The sequence below is a fragment of the Mesorhizobium sp. RCC_202 genome, assembly GCF_041355295.1.
Taxonomy (GTDB): Bacteria; Pseudomonadota; Alphaproteobacteria; order Rhizobiales; family Rhizobiaceae; genus Mesorhizobium.
The window spans coordinates 1-16,091 of the sequence record NZ_JBFUPO010000001.1; the positions used below are offsets into that span (position 1 = coordinate 1).

The window sequence follows — 16,091 nt, forward strand, 5'->3', positions numbered from 1 at the left end:
GCCTACTGCCTACTGCCTACTGCCTACTGCCTACTGCCTACTGCCTACTGCCTACTGCCTACTGCCTACTGCCTACTACTTCCTGTAGCTGGCGACCCGGAGCAAGACGAACACCGGCACCACGATCGCCGCACCGAGCAGGATATAGCCCAGGAAACGGTCGACGGCGTGGAAGCCGAGATTCCACAGGTCGAGGAAGAACTGGCGGATGCCATCGAAGATATCCATCGGCGTCCAGCCGAAGGCATGCATGACGAGGCCGACAAGGAAGGAGACCACCAGCAGCTTCAGGAACACCCTGAGCGGCGAGTCGCCGAGAAAACGCGTCAGTGCGGACAAGTCCATTCTCCCGTGCAAGCGGCCCGATTCGGGCGCAGGCCCAGAAATATGCGCTCAACTGCCCAGCATCAAGCGCCGCCGCAACCCGCGTCCGTCGAGGCGCCGGTGGTTCAGGACCTGACAGGCAATCCGCAACGCTCCAGCATCTGGCCAAGCGGAGACCCGGCCGGGATCGCGCGACCTTTCATCTGCTGCTTCAGCATCTTGTCGAACAGATGGATGCAGAGCGTGCGAGGCGTCACGATATCGTCCAGTGACAGGCCAGGATCGAGCAACATCGAGACTTGCTCATGATGGACGGGATAGAAGACATCGATCGGCGCCGCATGATGCATGACGTTGGCCTTGCCGGCGAAGTAAGTAATGGCCTCCGGCCCGAGCTTGCCCCAGGCATAGTGCGAAATATGGACCGGCAGTCCGATCGCCTTGCGCAGCCGGTACCGTCGCAGCTTCTTCTCGCCGAGCCAGGGAGCGATGTAAAAAGGATCCTCGGTCATCGCCAGCGCCTCGCGCAGCACACTGCTGTCGGCGGGCAGCTTCAGCACCGCATTGTTGAGCACCGTGTCGGTCTGGTATCCGAAAATGTAATCTGCTTGCGGAATCGGCTTCAGGCAGAAGACATCGCAATCGACATAAACGCCCAGGCCCGCCTCCAGTATCTTCAGCCGATAGAGGTTGGCGAATAGGGAAGGGCTGCCGTTCTCCTTGTAATAGACGATCCGATCCTTCGGCATCAGCGCCGATGCGTCGAAGACCTCAACATCCGACGGTACATTGCGCGGAGCGCCGTAGCAGTGAAGGAGCACACGGTGACCCGCCAGCGCAAAGGAGCGCAGGCAGGCGGCGTTGGTGTCGTCAAGCGCATCACCGATCCAAAGCGCGTTGACGACAGACTCTATGGCCGTCATGCGGCTGGCCTCCCGCCGGTGCCGATCGCGTTGGCCTGCGTGATGAAATCATTGGTTATCCTGGCTGGAGACCGCAATTCGCGCATGGCAGTGCGATAGGCCGCAGCCCGTTCCGCAAGCTTGCCAATCGGTTGGCGAAGATCGCCGATGAGATCGAATGTGCGCGCCGTATAAGGGCGAAAGCATTTCTTCGCAGCAATGCTGAGCGAATTCGCCGGCACGCCGACGGGCACGGAGCCGGCATAAGCACACTCGACATACTTCATCAGCTCGACATTGAAACGGGCGCCGCACAGGAAGAAATGCGTGAAGCGCGCCGCAAGGGCGACGAAACGGTCATGAGTGATGTCGTGCCTCGGCGCCTCGCCGTGCTCGGGATAGCCGGGATGCTTCAGATTATGGACAAGGTATCTCAGCAACGGCGACCAGCGCCGCTTGCGGCGCAAGCCGTGGCGGGCCGGATAGAGGGTTCTGGAATTGCTGCCCGACAGGAAGAGCCGGCGGCTGCGGCCTGACAAGGGGAAGTCGACCTCTCGCGAAGAATCGTAAGCATATGGAAGGCGGATGATGCGGGATGCCTTAAGCCGCCTGGTGAATGCCAGGAACGCGCCTTCCGGATCGTAGGTCGTGGCGTAATGGACGCCGCCAACATCCGCGCAGTCGAAGATGAACCTCGTGTTGGGGTTGGTCGAGTCCGGCATGTCGGGGTCGCTGACCCGAAAGAAGATCGCCGACCGGCCCTCCGCGGGAAGGGCGAGATAACGCTTGAGGCGGGTTAAATCTCCATCCTCCAAGCGGTTGTCGACGACGCCGGCGTCGAAATTGCCGTCATCGAGGCCGCTGATTGGCCTGGTTTCCCAGCCGAGCGGCCTCGCGAAAGCCGGGCCGACGCCCGGATAGATCGCTTTTTCGTAAGGATGCGTATCGGAATAGAAGTAGACAATCCGCAAAGCAGTACCCCAATGCGGCGACTGCTGCCGGGCGCCCATGCCTTGGCATACAGTATGCTTCGCCGCGCCATTAAGCCCGGCATTTTGTAATCCATCTCAGGCGATTGCAGCAATGCCGATCATGCCGTCGGGAACAAAGCGTCGGTTTCGAGGAGAAACGCGTGAGTGAGGCCGGCCCTCGATCGGCTTAATTTTGGGTAAACAGAAAAGCTACAAACTGCTGAAAATAAATAGAAAAATCCTCATTTTCTTGCTGCGCGCAATGTGCCTGCAATTTTCGCCTGACAGATAGGGCTGGTCTTTCGAGCAGTGTCGCAACGGAAGTTCGGACCGCAAGGCAGCCGCCTTTCGGCACGCAATTCCTTTGCCGTGAAAGGCGATCGAACCGGAGCGGCCATTCCAGGGCCGGCTCCACGGGTCAATCCGCGCATGGTCCAGCCCTGCGCCTTGTGTGTTTGGAGTATTGAGCGTGTTTTCAGGAACCAAGATTGCCCTGGCCGTGGCCTTTGCCTTTCTCAACGGCGCGGCGATGGCCGCGGACCTCGCGCCCGCCTACAACGATCCGCCGGCTTTCCAGTGGAGCGGCGCCTATGTCGGCCTTCACGGTGGAACGGCCTTCACCAAAATGCCCAATCCGTTTGCCGGCAGGAACGGCTGGAGCGGCGGCGCGCAGGCCGGCTACAACTTCCAGACCGGCCCGGCCGTGTTCGGCGCCGAGCTCGAAGGCTCCTATCTCGGCGGCGCCGAGCACAATGTCCAAGGCGGCAAGATCAAGGAGAAGTGGCGCGCCGCCGCCAAGGCCAAGGCGGGCCTCGCTTTCGACCAGACGCTGGTCTTCGGCACCGCTGGCGTTGCCATGACCACGTTCGACAAGGGTTCCGGCGTGCGCGACACCGATAGCCGCAAGCTCGGCTATCTCGTCGGCGGCGGCGTCGAGCAGGCTTTCGCCGGCGGTCTCTCGGCCAAGATCGAATACGACTATATCCGCACGCCTAACGTGGAGACGAGATCGGCCTTCGGCAAAGCGAAGACCGGTATAGGCAGCCAGGAACTGAAGGCCGGTATCAACTACCGGTTCTAATGCATGATCCCGAAAAGTGGGAACCGGTTTTCGGAAAAGATCATGCTCCAACTTACCTGATGCATGCCACCCGGAAGTGCGCAGCGGTTCCGGGATAACGACACGCATCAGGAAAAATCCTGGTCGTCGGAGAGCAGTTTTCCGCGGCGGCCCAACCCCGCCGATCTCCACCGCGAGAAACTGCCTTTCTCCACCTCTCCATACCGGCCCGCGTAATGTCGAGGCAATTTTCGTGGCCGCTGACGCGCCTCGCCCATGGCTACGACCAGCACAACCGCTTCCTGACCGACGCCGCGCATGAATTGCGCACGCCGATCGCCATCCTGCGCACCCGGGCGGAACTGCTGACGAAAGAGCCGGAAAGCGAACGCCTGCTGTTGGACATCGAGCGCCTGTCGCATCTTGCCCAGCAATTGCTCGACCATCAGATGCTGGAGCGGCCGGGCGACGAGCGGCGCAGCGTCGACCTGAACGAGCTTGGCCGCCGGGTGACCGCCGACTTCGCGCCGCTGGCGGTCGAAGCCGGCTACGATCTCGCCTTCGAGCCGCCGTGGGGCAAGGTCGAAATCCTGGCGAACGGCTCGCAGATCGAACGCGCGCTGGCGAACCTGGTGCGCAACGCCATCGATCACGGCGGCGGCGCCGGCACGATCACGGTCGCCGTCGACGAGAGCGGTGGCCTCGAGGTGCGCGACGAAGGCCCCGGCATTCCGCCGCCGGAGCGCGAGAACGTCTTCCAGCCCTTCTACCGCCTGCAGCCGCAATCGCGCGGCGCCGGCCTCGGCCTCAACCTTGCCCGGCAGATCGCCGAACTGCATGGCGGCACTGTCAGGATTCTGGATGGCTCATGGCGGGGCGCGCATGTGCGCATGGAGCTGCCGGTCGCGCGATGATGAAGGGCTTGCTTTGGCGATTGCTTGAGCCGGCGCCCTCATGGTAACGAGGGCTCGCGCGGGTATGATGTAATGGTAGCCTGTCAGCTTCCCAAGCTGAACGCGCGGGTTCGATTCCCGCTACCCGCTCCAGCTCCTCAATTCGCCCAGGCCGAAGAACAAGCACATCGATATGTGCAGGCAGGTCGTCCAAAGACAGATTGGGTCCTGCACAGCCGTGCAGGACCCAATCCTTTGTCTCAATTTTTAAACGGCGCTTAGCTTACAGCCAGATCCAGAACCGTTCGCGCCAGCAGCGGCGGTGCCAGCGGCCATGACGCCAGACGCGGCGGCACACGCGCCTCCAGCCGTGACGACGGCCACGCCGGCGGCGCCAGCGCCAATGACCATGGTGGCGGCGATGCGAGACCAGCTCGACTTCAGGCTGATCGCCGTCTTCGAAGACTGCATTGTCCGGCTTGTCGAGCTCGTCGAGAATTCCGTTGCCGGCGGGAATTCCGGCAATGGCCTTGCTAGGTCCGGCCAAGCTTGCAAGTGCGGCTGCCCCCGCAACGCCCAGCATTCCAGTCAGAAATAACCGACGTTCCATCAAAACCTCCGAGCTGTTTAGCATCGGCAGATCTTCCCTCGCCCGCAACAGGCTCCAGCGAGCTGCCGATCGGTTTGAACGTACGAGGGCTATTCTCGTTCCACTACCCCACTTCGCGCAAGATGAAATCGTGCAGCATCTTGGCGGCGGGCGAGAGCACGCGATTCTTGACCGTTATCAGACTGTAAGGCCGGACCTCGATGTCGAACTCGGTCTGCACCACATCGATGGCGCCGGCCAACCCGTCGGGACCTTGGATGAACTTCGCCACCTGGATCGATACCGGCGCGATGGCGTCCGACTGTGCCACCATCACCAGGGTCAAGAGCAGCGACGAGGTGTTGAGGATACGGTCCGGCAGCGGGATGTTGCGGTTCAAGAAGTTGCTTTCCATGGCCTGGCGCAGCGGCGAGCCGCCGGACTGGAAGACCCAGTCGTAGGCCGCGGTATCTTCCAGCCGTACCCCGTCGCCTTTTGTCAGGGGATGGCCGCGGCGCACGATGAGGCAGGCCTTCTCGACGCCGATGACGCGCGATTCAAACAGGCGCGGATTGAGGTCGTCCGGGATGCGGGCGATGATGAAATCGTGCCGCGACGCGATCAATTCGCGGGCCAGCACATTCGAGGTCTCGACCTGCATAGTGATCTCGATGCGTGGATAGATGCGGCGGATCTCGCGGATCGCCGGCACCGCCAGCTCGATCGCGGGCGCCGTCACCGCGCCGAGGAACACCGAGCCGCCCTTGCCGGATTTGAGTTCGGAAATCTCGCGATCGGCCTCGCGCATCTCGAGCAGGATGGAACGCGCGCGCCTGGCGAGCGCCTGGCCGTAAGGGGTCAATGTGACGCCGCGCGCCAGCCGCTCGCACAACTTCACGTCGAGCACCGCTTCCATCTCCGCGATCATGCGCGAGGCGGCCGGCTGCGAGATGTTCATGACCTGCGCGGCGGCACTCACCCGCCCGTGATCGTCAAGTGCCGCGATCATGCGCATGTGGCGAAGGCTCAAGCCGCTGCGCAGGAGCATTTCACTGTTGCCCGGCAGTTTTTCGTAACTGCCTGAAATTCCTTGAGGATCGCGCAATGCCGCCATGATTTCGAACCCGCTCCGTCAGTTTGTCAATTTTCCGCAAGCTATAACAGTTTCGGTATAGCAACCAGCAAAGATCGCATTTGACAGTTATGTCAAAGGGACACAACCTCCGCCGGTCCTGAGCCGTGCCAGTCGACGACGAGAAAAATCGTATCGATTGAAATCAGCGGTTCAGGGCCGATTGGGAGGATACCGGAGATCGATAGGCTGACAGTGGCGCGCCAGCGCTCCTGTTCGACTGCGCGGCCCGCGAAGCCCCGAGGTGTCGCGTCCATCAACCAGGGAGAGTTACGTGAAAATCATCAAGACACTGGCCGCGGTAGCGGCCCTTGGCGTCGCTGCCATGACCTATTCGGCGCATGCCGCAGACAAGGGCCTTGTCGGCGTGCTGATGCCGACCAAGACCTCGCAGCGCTGGATCAATGACGGCGACGCCGTCAAGTCGCAGCTCGAAGCGCTCGGCTATACGGTCGACCTGCAATATGCGCAGGACGACATCCCGAACCAGCTCAGCCAGCTGGAAAACGAAATCACCAAGGGCCCGAAAGCGCTGATCATCGCCTCGATCGACGGCACCACCTTGTCGGACGCGCTGCAGAAGGCGGCTGACGCAGGCGTGGTCGTCGTCGCCTATGACCGCTTGATCAAGAAGACCAAGAATGTCGACTATTACACCACCTTCGACAATTTCGGCGTCGGCGTGATCCAGGCGAACTCGCTGGTCAAGGGCCTCAAGGAGCGCTTTCCGAATACCAAGCCGTGGAACGTCGAACTGTTCGGCGGCTCGCCCGACGACAACAACGCCTTCTTCTTCTACAATGGCGCAATCTCCGTCCTGCAGCCGCTGATCGACGACGGCTCGATCAAGATCAAGTCCGGCCAGACAGGCATGGACAAGGTCGGCACGCTGCGCTGGCTCGCTGCCACCGCCCAGGCGCGCATGGACAATCTGCTCTCGGCCAACTACTCGGACGGCAGCCGCGTCGATGGCGTTCTGTCGCCCTATGACGGCCTGTCGCGCGGCATCACCGCCTCGCTGCGCGCCGTTGGTTACGGCACGGACGCACAGCCATGGCCGATCGTGACCGGTCAGGATGCCGAGACTGCCTCGGTCAAGCTGATCATCACGGGCGAACAGTACTCGACCGTGTTCAAGGACACCCGCGACCTGGCCAAGGCCACCGTCGAACTGGTCGACAAGGTGCTCTCCGGCGGCAAGCCTGACGGCCTCGACGAAAAGACCTACAACAACGACGTCAAGGTCGTTCCCTCGATCCTGCTGACGCCGCATGAGGTCGACAAGTCGAACTACCAGAAGCTGGTCGTCGACTCCGGCTACATCAAGGCCGAAGACCTGAAGTAATCCCGGTTACAAAATCAGGGGTCCTGCGCAACGCAGGACCCCTTTCCGTTCACAAGCGACCCCGGTATTGTTTTGCCGGCCTGGAGCAATTCCAGGAAAAGCGCGTTGCGGTTAAGTTCGGCGTCTCCGCCGTAACCATCCGTCCGGAATTGCGTAAAAAACAAAAAATTCTGGGAGGAGCTTGCCCTGATGACGACGATTTTGGAGATGCGCGACATCACCAAGACGTTCCCCGGCGTGAAGGCGCTGTCGAACGTCAACCTCAGCGTCGAGGAAGGCGAGATCCATGCCGTGGTCGGTGAGAACGGCGCCGGTAAATCGACGCTGATGAAGGTGCTGTCGGGCGTCTATCCCTCCGGCACCTATGACGGCCAGATCATTTTTCAGGGCCAGGAAAGCCAGTTCAAGGGCATCCAGGACAGCGAACACAAGGGCATCGTCATCATCCACCAGGAACTCGCGCTGGTGCCGATGCTGTCGATCGCCGAAAACATCTTCCTCGGCAACGAGCACGCCACATATGGCGTCATCGACTGGAACGCCAATGAGGTGCGCACCAGCGCCCTGTTGAAGAAAGTGGGCCTCAACGAGGACCCCAAGACGCTGATCACCAATATCGGCGTCGGCAAGCAGCAGTTGGTGGAGATCGCCAAGGCGCTGAGCAAGGATGTCAAGCTTTTGATCCTCGACGAGCCGACGGCGTCGCTCAGCGAGAAGGACAGCCAGGCGCTGCTCGACCTTTTGCTCGAATTCAAGCGCCAGGGCATGACCTCGATCCTGATCTCGCACAAGCTCAACGAGATCAACCGGGTCGCCGACAAGGTGACGGTCATCCGTGACGGGCGCACCATCGAGACGCTGGCCAAAAAGGACATTTCGGAAGACCGCATCATCACCTCGATGGTCGGCCGCTCGCTCGACGACCGCTATCCGCCGCGCGAGCCGAAGATCGGCGAGGTCGTGTTCGAGGTGAAGAACTGGTCGGTCTATCATCCGATCCATGCCGAGCGGCAGGTGATCAAGGGCATCGATATCAACGTGCGCAAGGGCGAGGTGGTCGGCATTGCCGGGCTGATGGGCGCCGGCCGCACCGAATTCGCCATGAGCCTGTTTGGCCGCTCCTATGGCCGCCGCATCACCGGCGAAGTGCTGCTCAAGGGCAAGCCGATCGATGTCTCGTCGGTGAGCAAGGCGGTTCAACATGGCATCGCCTACGTGACCGAGGACCGCAAGACCTACGGTCTCAACCTCATCGACCATATCAAGCACAACATCACGCTGGCCAATCTCGGCGGCGTCTCGCGCCACAGCGTCATCGACGATTTGCGTGAGCTCGCTGTTGCCAACGACTATCGCAAGAAGACCAATATCCGTGCTTCGAGCGTCTACCAGTTGACCGGCAATCTTTCGGGTGGCAACCAGCAGAAGGTGGTGTTGTCGAAATGGCTGTTCGCGGACCCGGACGTGCTGATCCTCGACGAGCCGACGCGCGGCATCGATGTCGGCGCCAAGTATGAAATCTACACGATCATCGCGCGGCTTGCCGCCGAAGGTAAGGCGATCGTGGTCATCTCGTCGGAAATGCCGGAATTGCTCGGCATCACCGACCGCATCTACGTCATGAACGAAGGGCGCATCGTCGGCGAAATGCCGGCCGCGGACGCAAGCCAGGAAAAAATAATGCGCGCCATCGTTCGGGGAGAAGGAAAAGCAGCATGAGCACCGAAACCGCCCCCGCCCCGCAAGGCGACGCCGCACTGGAACAGCGCCCGCGCATCGCCGTCTCGGCGCTGACGACGAATTTGCGCGAATACGGCCTGATCATCGCGCTGATCATCATCATGCTGTTCTTCCAGTTCACCACGTCGGGCACACTTTTCAAGCCGGTCAACCTCAGCAATCTGGTTCAGCAGAACTCGTTCATCATCGTGATGGCGCTGGGCATGCTCCTGGTCATCGTCTCCGGCTATATCGACCTCAGCGTCGGATCGGTCGCCGGTTTCATCGGCGCGCTGGCGGCAAACATGATGGTCATCTGGCAGCTCGGACCGCTCAGCAATCCGCTGGTGGTTTCGATCTTCTGCCTTGTCATCGGCGGCTTGATCGGCGCGGCGCAGGGCTACTGGATCGCCTATCACCGGATACCGAGCTTCATCGTCACGCTGGCCGGCATGCTGATCTTCCGCGGCATCTGCCAGGCGCTGCTCGGCGGCGGATCCTCGGTCGGCCCGCTTCCGGACGACTTCAAGGCGCTGAGCTCCGGCTTCATCCCCGATGTGATCGGCCCGCTGACGCTGATCCCGCCGACGGTCAATGCCGCTGGTAAGACCATTATCGGCAGCGGCCTGACGCTGCATATGACAACGATCGTGCTCGGCTTGATCGCCGTTGTGGCCTATGCCTATTTCGGGCTCCGCACCCGGCGCAAGCGCGAGCGCCATGGCTATGAGGCCGAACCCTTCCCGCTGTTCGTCATCAAGACGCTGGTCGCCAGCGCGCTGGCGCTGTTCCTGGTTTATGAATTCGCCAGCTACAGGGGCCTGCCGGTGGTGCTGCTGGTCATGGGCGTTCTGATCTCGCTGTTCGTCTTCGTCACCAAACGCATGACCATCGGCCGCCGCATCTACGCCATGGGCGGCAATCCCAAGGCCGCACAACTGTCGGGCATCAACACCGAACGGCTGACGCTGTTCGTCTTCATCAATATGGGCGTGCTGTCGGCGCTTGGCGGCCTGATCATCGCGGCGCGTCTCGGCCAGGCCGTGCCGGCGGCGGGTCTTGGCTCGGAGCTCGACGTCATCGCGGCCGTCTTCATCGGCGGCGCCTCGGCCATGGGCGGCGTCGGCCAGGTGATCGGCGCCGTGGTCGGCGGCTTCATCATGGGCGTGATGAATAACGGCATGTCGATCATGGGCGTCAATGTCGACTGGCAGCAGGTGGTGAAAGGCCTGGTGCTGCTCGGCGCCGTCATCTTCGACGTCTACAACAAGAACAAGGCCTAGTGCGTGATCCCGAAAAGTGGATGCCGGTTTTCGGAAAAGATCATGCTCCATCTAAAACGCCTGGTGCGAATTTAAGGAGGCATACGGGTTCCAGATCGCGAAGCTGCCGGGCGGCGGCAATAACTCCCGACAGGAACAGGTTCGCGAGCGCAATCCGGACGACGAATTTCAACCGTGGCGTGGATTTCTCCATGCCGCGCCGGTCAGGGTTTGCCCGCAAGGCAGCCGGCCACACGCACGATGAGAGAGGATTGAAAACATGCTGATCTCCCAGATCCTCGACGACGCCGAGACGATCCGCGTCGTTGCCCGCAATGGCGGCGGCAAAACCAGGATCATCAACGGCGCGCGCAGCGTCTATTCGCTGGCGATGGAGGCCGCGCGCACCGGTGTCGGCCTGGAGGCGCTGATCGAGCGCAAGGGCTTCGGTGAACCCTTTGACCTCGACGCCGCCTACAAGAAGGGCCGGCTGGTGTCGCCGATCAACCATCCGGACCCCGCGCATCTGCATCTGACCGGGACCGGCCTAACGCATCTCGGTTCGGCTGCGGCGCGCGATTCCATGCACAAGAAGCTCAGCGAGGGTGGTGACGAACAGCTCACCGATTCGATGAAGATGTTCCGCATGGGGATCGAAGGCGGCAAGGCCGCCAAGGGCCAGGTCGGCGTCCAGCCGGAATGGTTCTACAAGGGCAACGGCACCATGGCTGTGGCGCCAGGCGCGCCGCTGATGTCGCCGGCCTTTGCGCAGGATGCCGGCGAGGAGCCGGAGATCGCCGGCATCTACGTCATCGGCGACGACGGCGCGCCGTTCCGCGTCGGCTTCACGCTGTCGAACGAATTTTCCGACCATGTGACGGAGCGGGTGAACTACCTTTTCCTCGCCCACTCCAAGCTGCGCAACGCCTCGTTCGGCCCAGAAATCCTGATCGGCGAGCTGCCGGCCGACATTCGCGGCGCATCGCGCATCTGGCGCGACGGCAATTTGCTGTGGGAAAAGCCGTTCCTTTCGGGCGAAGCGAACATGTCGCACACCATCGCCAATCTCGAGCACCATCACTTCAAATATTCGGCGTTCCGGCAGCCGGGCGACGTGCATGTGCACATGTTCGGCACCGCGACGCTGTCCTTCGCCGATGGCGTCCGGACCGAGGCTGGCGATACGTTCGAGATCGAGGCGCAGGATTTCGGCCTACCGCTGCGCAACCCGCTCGAGATCGAGAAGCCGGTGAAGGTGGCGGTGAAGGCGTTGTGAGCTTGGTGATCTCTCCCCTCGTGGGGGAGATGGCCGGCAGGCCAGAGGGGGGCGCTGTGCCGTCGATCTGTCAATCCAAAAATGGCTTGCTTTCGGACTCTTCGCTGCTGGGTATCGAGATAGGCCGTGATCCTTCGCGCCCCCCTCTGCCCTGCCGGGCATCTCCCCCACAAGGGGGGAGATTGGCTGTTTCGACTCAGCGCGCTGCGCGGAAATGCTTGGAAAGCTTCAAGCCTTGCGCCTGGTAGTTCGAGCCAAGATCGGTACCGTAAAGCGCCTGCGGCCGCTTCAGCATGTGCTCGTAGACCAGGCGGCCGACGATCTGGCCGTGGTCGAGGATAAACGGCACCTCGTGGCTGCGCACTTCGAGCACCGCGCGGCTGCCGCTGCCGCCGGCGGCGGAATGACCGAAGCCGGGGTCGAAGAAGCCGGCATAGTGGACGCGGAACTCGCCGACCAGCGGATCGAAGGGCGTCATCTCGGCGGCGTAGAGCGGCGGCACGTGCACCGCCTCGCGGCTGACCAGGATGTAGAATTCGTCCGGGTCGAGCACCAGCTCGCCGGCGCCGCTCTTATAGATCGGCTCCCAGAAATCGACGACGTCCTGGGCGGCGCGCTTGTCGACATCGACGAGGCCGGTGTGGTGCTTGCCGCGATAGCCGACAAGGCCATCCTTGTCGCCGTCGAGATCGATCGACAGCGCTATGCCGCCGCCGGAGATGTTGGGCGGCTCGGTGGCGACCAGCATCTCGGCGCGGTGGAGATCGCGCAACTCATTTTCCGACAGCACCGCATGTCCGGTACGAAAGCGGATCTGCGACAGGCGCGAGCCGGCGCGCGCGATGATTGGAAAAGTGCGCGGGCTGACTTCGAGATAAAGCGGCCCGTGATAGCCGGCCGCGATCTTGTCGAACTCGTGGCCACGGTCGGTCATGACGCGGGTGAAGATGTCGAGCCGTCCGGTCGAGCTCTTCGGATTGGCCGAAGCCGAAACATGCGCCGGTAGCGCCAGGCTTTCGAGCAGCGGCACGATGTAGACGCAGCCCGTCTCCAGCACCGCGCCCTCGGCAAGATCGATCTCGTGCAGTTTCAGCCGGTTGAGCTTGTCGACCACAAGATGATCGGGACCCGGCAGGAAGGAGGCGCGAACGCGAAAGGCTTTTTCGCCGAGCCTGAGGTCAAGGCTGGCCGGCTGGATCTGGTCGGCGTCGAGCGCGCGCGGCGACTTCAGCGCGCCTGCCTCAAACAGCGCCGCGATGTCCTGATCGGGAAGAATGCCTGTCTGCCGCAATGGCGGGCTCCGTTAAGGCGGGTCTCTTTGTGGCAGGTTCTTGCCGCAAAACCGCTGGACACTTTTGCGGAACCTGCCTGGTACAACCCTCTTAATGAAGCCGGCAATTGACGCAAGCGCGGCGCTCATTTAAAGGGTTGTTATCCCGTGGTGATTTGGCCGGTCGGCTTGCAGCCACGTTAAACAAGTCGCTAAAGGACCGTTGGCCGCAAGGCCGTATGGACCGGTTGCGACTTTCGCGGCCGGTTTTTTTGTGTCTGGAAGCAGGGCTATGAGCACCAACAAGCGTAACTGGAAGCCTCAGACGTCACTCGTGCATGGCGGAACGCTGCGTTCCCAATTCGGCGAGACGTCCGAGGCGATGTATCTCACCCAGGGCTATGTCTATGAGACAGCCCAGGCGGCGGAAGCCCGCTTCAAGGGCGAGGAGCCCGGCTTCATTTATTCGCGCTACGCCAACCCGACCGTCGACATGTTCGAAAAGCGCATGTGCGCTCTGGAAGGTGCCGAGGATGCGCGCGCAACCGCTTCCGGCATGGCGGCGGTGACGGCGGCACTTCTGTGCAGCGCCAAGGCCGGCGACCATATCGTGGCGGCGCGGGCGCTGTTCGGCTCCTGCCGCTGGGTGGTCGAAACGTTGGCGCCCCGCTACGGCATCGAGGCGACGCTGGTCGACGGCACCGACATCGCCAACTGGGAAAAGGCCGTCAAGAAGAACACCAAGCTGTTCTTCCTGGAGAGCCCGACCAATCCGACATTGGAAGTGGTCGACATCGCCGCTGTCGCTTCGCTTGCCAACTCGATCGGCGCCAGGCTGATCGTCGACAATGTCTTTGCCACACCCTTGCAGCAGAAGCCGCTGCAGCTTGGCGCGCATATCGTTGTCTATTCGGCGACCAAGCACATCGACGGCCAGGGGCGCTGTCTCGGCGGCGTCATCCTGTCGGACAAGAAGTGGATCGACGAGAATTTGCACGACTATTTCCGCCATACCGGCCCGAGCCTGTCGCCCTTCAACGCCTGGACGCTGCTGAAAGGGTTGGAGACGCTGCCGGTCAGGGTGCGCCAACAGACGGAAAGCGCCGGCAAAATCGCGGATTTCCTGGCCGGGCAGCCGCAGATCGCCCGCGTCATCTATCCGGGCCGCGCCGATCACCCGCAGGCCGATATCGTCAAGAAGCAGATGACGGGCGGCTCGACGCTGATCTGCCTCGACGTCAAGGGCGGCAAGCAGGCCGCGTTCGCCTTCCAGAACGCGCTCGACATTGTGCTGATCTCCAACAACCTCGGCGACGCCAAGAGCCTGATCACCCATCCGGCGACGACGACGCACAAGAACCTCAGCGACGAGGCGCGCGCCGAGCTCGGCATCGGGCCGGGCACGCTCAGGCTTTCGGTTGGCCTGGAAGATACGGACGACCTGCTCGAAGACGTCGCGCAGGCGCTGAAGGCGGCAAAGTAAGCTTCACAACTGTCGCTGGAGATTGCCTGAGGTGGTTCAGGCGATCTCCTCGAGCTCCGTCATTTCCCCGGTGCGGATGGTCATGGCGTTGCCACGCCATTCAACGGCGCCACCCAGCCAACCACGCACCCAGATCGCCGGGAGCATCGCGTCGCGCACGATCATTGCGGTGACGCTGCGCGGCGACAGGTACCAGCCCTTGGACCAGGCCAGCAGGCATTCCGGCAGATAGGCAATCACCAGGACGCACAGCGCCGTGGTCGGCAGGCTGACGCCGGCGCTGGCAGCCGCGACCAGCGCAAAAAGCAACGGTATCGCGGCGCCGGTGAATATCTCGGGCGCGAAGAACAGTGGGAAGGTGACCCGGCGCAGCCGCGCCCAACGCGTCTGGCGCGACCAGATTTCGGCAAGCGTGCGCAGGCCAAGCGGTTGCTCGAAAGGCGATGCGACAAGGTTGACCCTGAGGCCGAGCCCGTTGACCAGCTTTGTGGCGGCGGCGTCCTCAGCGATCTCGGCGGCCAAAGCGTGGATGCCGCCGCTGGCATCGAGCATCGGCTTGTTCCACAGCATGCTCTTGCCCTGAGCAAAGCCGAGGCCGAGCGCCTCGCCGGCATATTGCCAGCGCGCCTGCAGCGTGTTGAGGAACGCGCATTCGACTTCGGCCCAGAAGCCGTCCGGCCGCGAACCGACCGGCGTCGAGCAGACAAGGCCGGTGTCCGGGCGCCATGCCGCCATCAGATGCTGGACATAGTCCTTCGGCATCAGCACGTTGGAATCGGCGAGAATGACCCAATTGTGCCGTGCCGCCTGCCAACCCTTGACGCAATTGTTGAGCTTGGGATTGGCGCTGATCCTGTCGTCGCCGACCAGGAGCCGCGCCGGAACGTCGGGGTAGCGCTCGATCGCCGCATCGACGAGCCTGACCACCGGGTCTTCGGCATGGGCGACGCAGAAGATCAGCTCGTAGCGCGGCCAATCGAGCGAGAAGGCGCGAGCCAAGGTTTCCTCGGTGAACGGCTCGACGCCGCGCGACGGCACGACGATCGACACAGGCGGTCGCGCGCCGACCGGCGGCGGAATGACACGCCGCGGTTTCAGCCGCGACGATGCAAGCACGATGCTGGCGATGTTGGACAGAAGAAGGGCTGACGAAGCTAGGGCGGCTGCGATAGTGAGTTCCATCGAGATCCGGTCACTCCCGAAGGCCCCGCGAGGCCGTTTCATCAGTCGACAGAGCGCGCGAGTCGCCCAACAAAGTTTGTGCACACCAACATTGTCATGTGTCACTTAAATGACATTGTTTTTCGGCACCTGCGCTTAAGAAGCTGGCAGGGTGATTTCGCGTAACAATCGCGAAGTGCGGCAAATATCCCGCGGCGGTAACCGGAGTAGCCCATGTATCGCGCTGTCACGCGCAACATCGAAGTGCTGGTCAGGCCGTTCTACCTGGAGGATCGCTCCGATCCGTCCGAGAACCGCTATGTCTGGGGCTATCAGGTGACGATCGACAACCGCTCCGACGATTTCGTGCAGCTTCTGTCGCGCTACTGGCATATCACCGATGGCCGAGGTCGCGTCGAGGAAGTGCGCGGCGCCGGTGTCGTCGGCGACCAGCCGGAGCTCAATCCCGGCGACAGCTATCAGTACACCTCAGGCTGCCCGCTCTCGACGCCGTCCGGCATCATGGTCGGCCATTACACGATGCGCAACGGCCGCGGCGAGGTGTTCGACATCGCCATTCCGGCTTTCTCGCTCGACCTGCCCGGGACAAGGCGAACGGTGAATTAGGCAAGAGCGTTTTTTCTCCCCGTTTCACGGGGAGAAATGTCCGGCAGGACAATGAGGGGCGGCGCTAGCGTTGGGAG

At 62.3% G+C, this 16,091-nt stretch carries 15 protein-coding genes, 1 tRNA gene and 1 riboswitch; of the genes, 9 read left to right on the forward strand and 7 right to left on the reverse strand.

Going from position 1 to position 16,091, the window contains the following annotated elements:
- Nucleotides 1-75: 75 nt before the first annotated feature.
- The 3 genes from AB6802_RS00005 to AB6802_RS00015 all read right to left on the reverse strand — a co-directional run bounded on the left by AB6802_RS00005 (nucleotide 76) and on the right by AB6802_RS00015 (nucleotide 2,197).
- The gene (locus AB6802_RS00005; RefSeq protein WP_371007942.1) at nucleotides 76-345 is read right to left on the reverse strand and encodes a DUF6460 domain-containing protein; all 270 of its coding nucleotides are present in this window, start codon (nucleotides 343-345) and stop codon (nucleotides 76-78) included.
- 104 nt (nucleotides 346-449) lie between these two features.
- A complete protein-coding gene (locus tag AB6802_RS00010) occupies nucleotides 450-1,247 on the reverse strand; it encodes a hypothetical protein (RefSeq protein ID WP_371007943.1) in 798 nt (265 codons plus the stop codon).
- A complete protein-coding gene (locus AB6802_RS00015; RefSeq protein WP_371007944.1) occupies nucleotides 1,244-2,197 on the reverse strand; it encodes a hypothetical protein in 954 nt (317 codons plus the stop codon). Before AB6802_RS00015 ends, AB6802_RS00010 begins: the two co-directional genes overlap by 4 nt.
- A 469-nt stretch (nucleotides 2,198-2,666) precedes the next feature.
- Between AB6802_RS00015 and AB6802_RS00020 the strand changes: the two genes are divergently transcribed.
- From AB6802_RS00020 to AB6802_RS00030, 3 genes are all read left to right on the forward strand, one after another.
- Entirely contained in the window at nucleotides 2,667-3,278 is a 612-nt protein-coding gene (locus AB6802_RS00020) for an outer membrane protein (protein WP_371007945.1), read from the forward strand.
- 215 nt (nucleotides 3,279-3,493) lie between these two features.
- Nucleotides 3,494-4,171 carry a sensor histidine kinase gene (locus AB6802_RS00025; protein WP_371007946.1) on the forward strand — a complete coding sequence of 226 codons (678 nt, stop codon included), beginning with the start codon at nucleotides 3,494-3,496 and terminating at the stop codon, nucleotides 4,169-4,171.
- A gap of 58 nt (nucleotides 4,172-4,229) precedes the next feature.
- A tRNA-Gly gene (locus AB6802_RS00030) sits at nucleotides 4,230-4,303 on the forward strand.
- Between the two features lie 130 nt (nucleotides 4,304-4,433).
- Here the strand turns inward: AB6802_RS00030 and AB6802_RS00035 are convergent.
- The gene (locus AB6802_RS00035) at nucleotides 4,434-4,760 is read right to left on the reverse strand and encodes a protamine-2 (modular protein) (RefSeq protein WP_371007947.1); all 327 of its coding nucleotides are present in this window, start codon (nucleotides 4,758-4,760) and stop codon (nucleotides 4,434-4,436) included.
- Between the two features lie 103 nt (nucleotides 4,761-4,863).
- Nucleotides 4,864-5,853 carry a LysR family transcriptional regulator gene (locus AB6802_RS00040; protein ID WP_371007948.1) on the reverse strand — a complete coding sequence of 330 codons (990 nt, stop codon included), beginning with the start codon at nucleotides 5,851-5,853 and terminating at the stop codon, nucleotides 4,864-4,866.
- A gap of 292 nt (nucleotides 5,854-6,145) precedes the next feature.
- On the opposite strand from AB6802_RS00040, the gene chvE reads away from it, so the two are divergent.
- The 4 genes from chvE (at nucleotide 6,146) to araD1 (ending at nucleotide 11,473) form a co-directional block, all read left to right on the forward strand.
- Complete coding sequence (gene chvE / locus AB6802_RS00045; protein WP_371007949.1) at nucleotides 6,146-7,216, forward strand: multiple monosaccharide ABC transporter substrate-binding protein; 1,071 nt, start codon at nucleotides 6,146-6,148, stop codon at nucleotides 7,214-7,216.
- Nucleotides 7,217-7,402: 186 nt separating this feature from the next.
- Nucleotides 7,403-8,935, forward strand: a complete 1,533-nt coding sequence (mmsA, locus tag AB6802_RS00050; protein ID WP_371008753.1) for a multiple monosaccharide ABC transporter ATP-binding protein — start codon at nucleotides 7,403-7,405, stop codon at nucleotides 8,933-8,935.
- On the forward strand, nucleotides 8,932-10,218 hold the full coding sequence (gene mmsB, locus AB6802_RS00055) for a multiple monosaccharide ABC transporter permease (protein ID WP_371007950.1): 1,287 nt from the start codon (nucleotides 8,932-8,934) through the stop codon (nucleotides 10,216-10,218). The genes mmsA and mmsB overlap by 4 nt, the downstream gene beginning before the upstream one ends.
- 259 nt (nucleotides 10,219-10,477) lie before the next feature.
- Nucleotides 10,478-11,473, forward strand: a complete 996-nt coding sequence (araD1, locus tag AB6802_RS00060; protein WP_371007951.1) for an AraD1 family protein — start codon at nucleotides 10,478-10,480, stop codon at nucleotides 11,471-11,473.
- 196 nt (nucleotides 11,474-11,669) lie between these two features.
- On the opposite strand, the gene AB6802_RS00065 is transcribed toward araD1, so the two are convergent.
- On the reverse strand, nucleotides 11,670-12,764 hold the full coding sequence (locus AB6802_RS00065; protein WP_371007952.1) for a 2'-deoxycytidine 5'-triphosphate deaminase: 1,095 nt from the start codon (nucleotides 12,762-12,764) through the stop codon (nucleotides 11,670-11,672).
- 137 nt (nucleotides 12,765-12,901) lie between these two features.
- Nucleotides 12,902-12,979, forward strand: a riboswitch (SAM riboswitch).
- Nucleotides 12,980-13,035: 56 nt separating this feature from the next.
- On the opposite strand from AB6802_RS00065, the gene AB6802_RS00070 reads away from it, so the two are divergent.
- On the forward strand, nucleotides 13,036-14,226 hold the full coding sequence (locus tag AB6802_RS00070; protein ID WP_371007953.1) for an O-succinylhomoserine sulfhydrylase: 1,191 nt from the start codon (nucleotides 13,036-13,038) through the stop codon (nucleotides 14,224-14,226).
- 36 nt (nucleotides 14,227-14,262) lie between these two features.
- Here the strand turns inward: AB6802_RS00070 and AB6802_RS00075 are convergent, their stop codons facing one another.
- On the reverse strand, nucleotides 14,263-15,408 hold the full coding sequence (locus tag AB6802_RS00075) for a ceramide glucosyltransferase (protein WP_371007954.1): 1,146 nt from the start codon (nucleotides 15,406-15,408) through the stop codon (nucleotides 14,263-14,265).
- 213 nt (nucleotides 15,409-15,621) lie between these two features.
- Between AB6802_RS00075 and apaG the strand changes: the two genes are divergently transcribed.
- Complete coding sequence (gene apaG / locus AB6802_RS00080) at nucleotides 15,622-16,014, forward strand: Co2+/Mg2+ efflux protein ApaG (RefSeq protein ID WP_371007955.1); 393 nt, start codon at nucleotides 15,622-15,624, stop codon at nucleotides 16,012-16,014.
- Nucleotides 16,015-16,091: the final 77 nt, after the last annotated feature.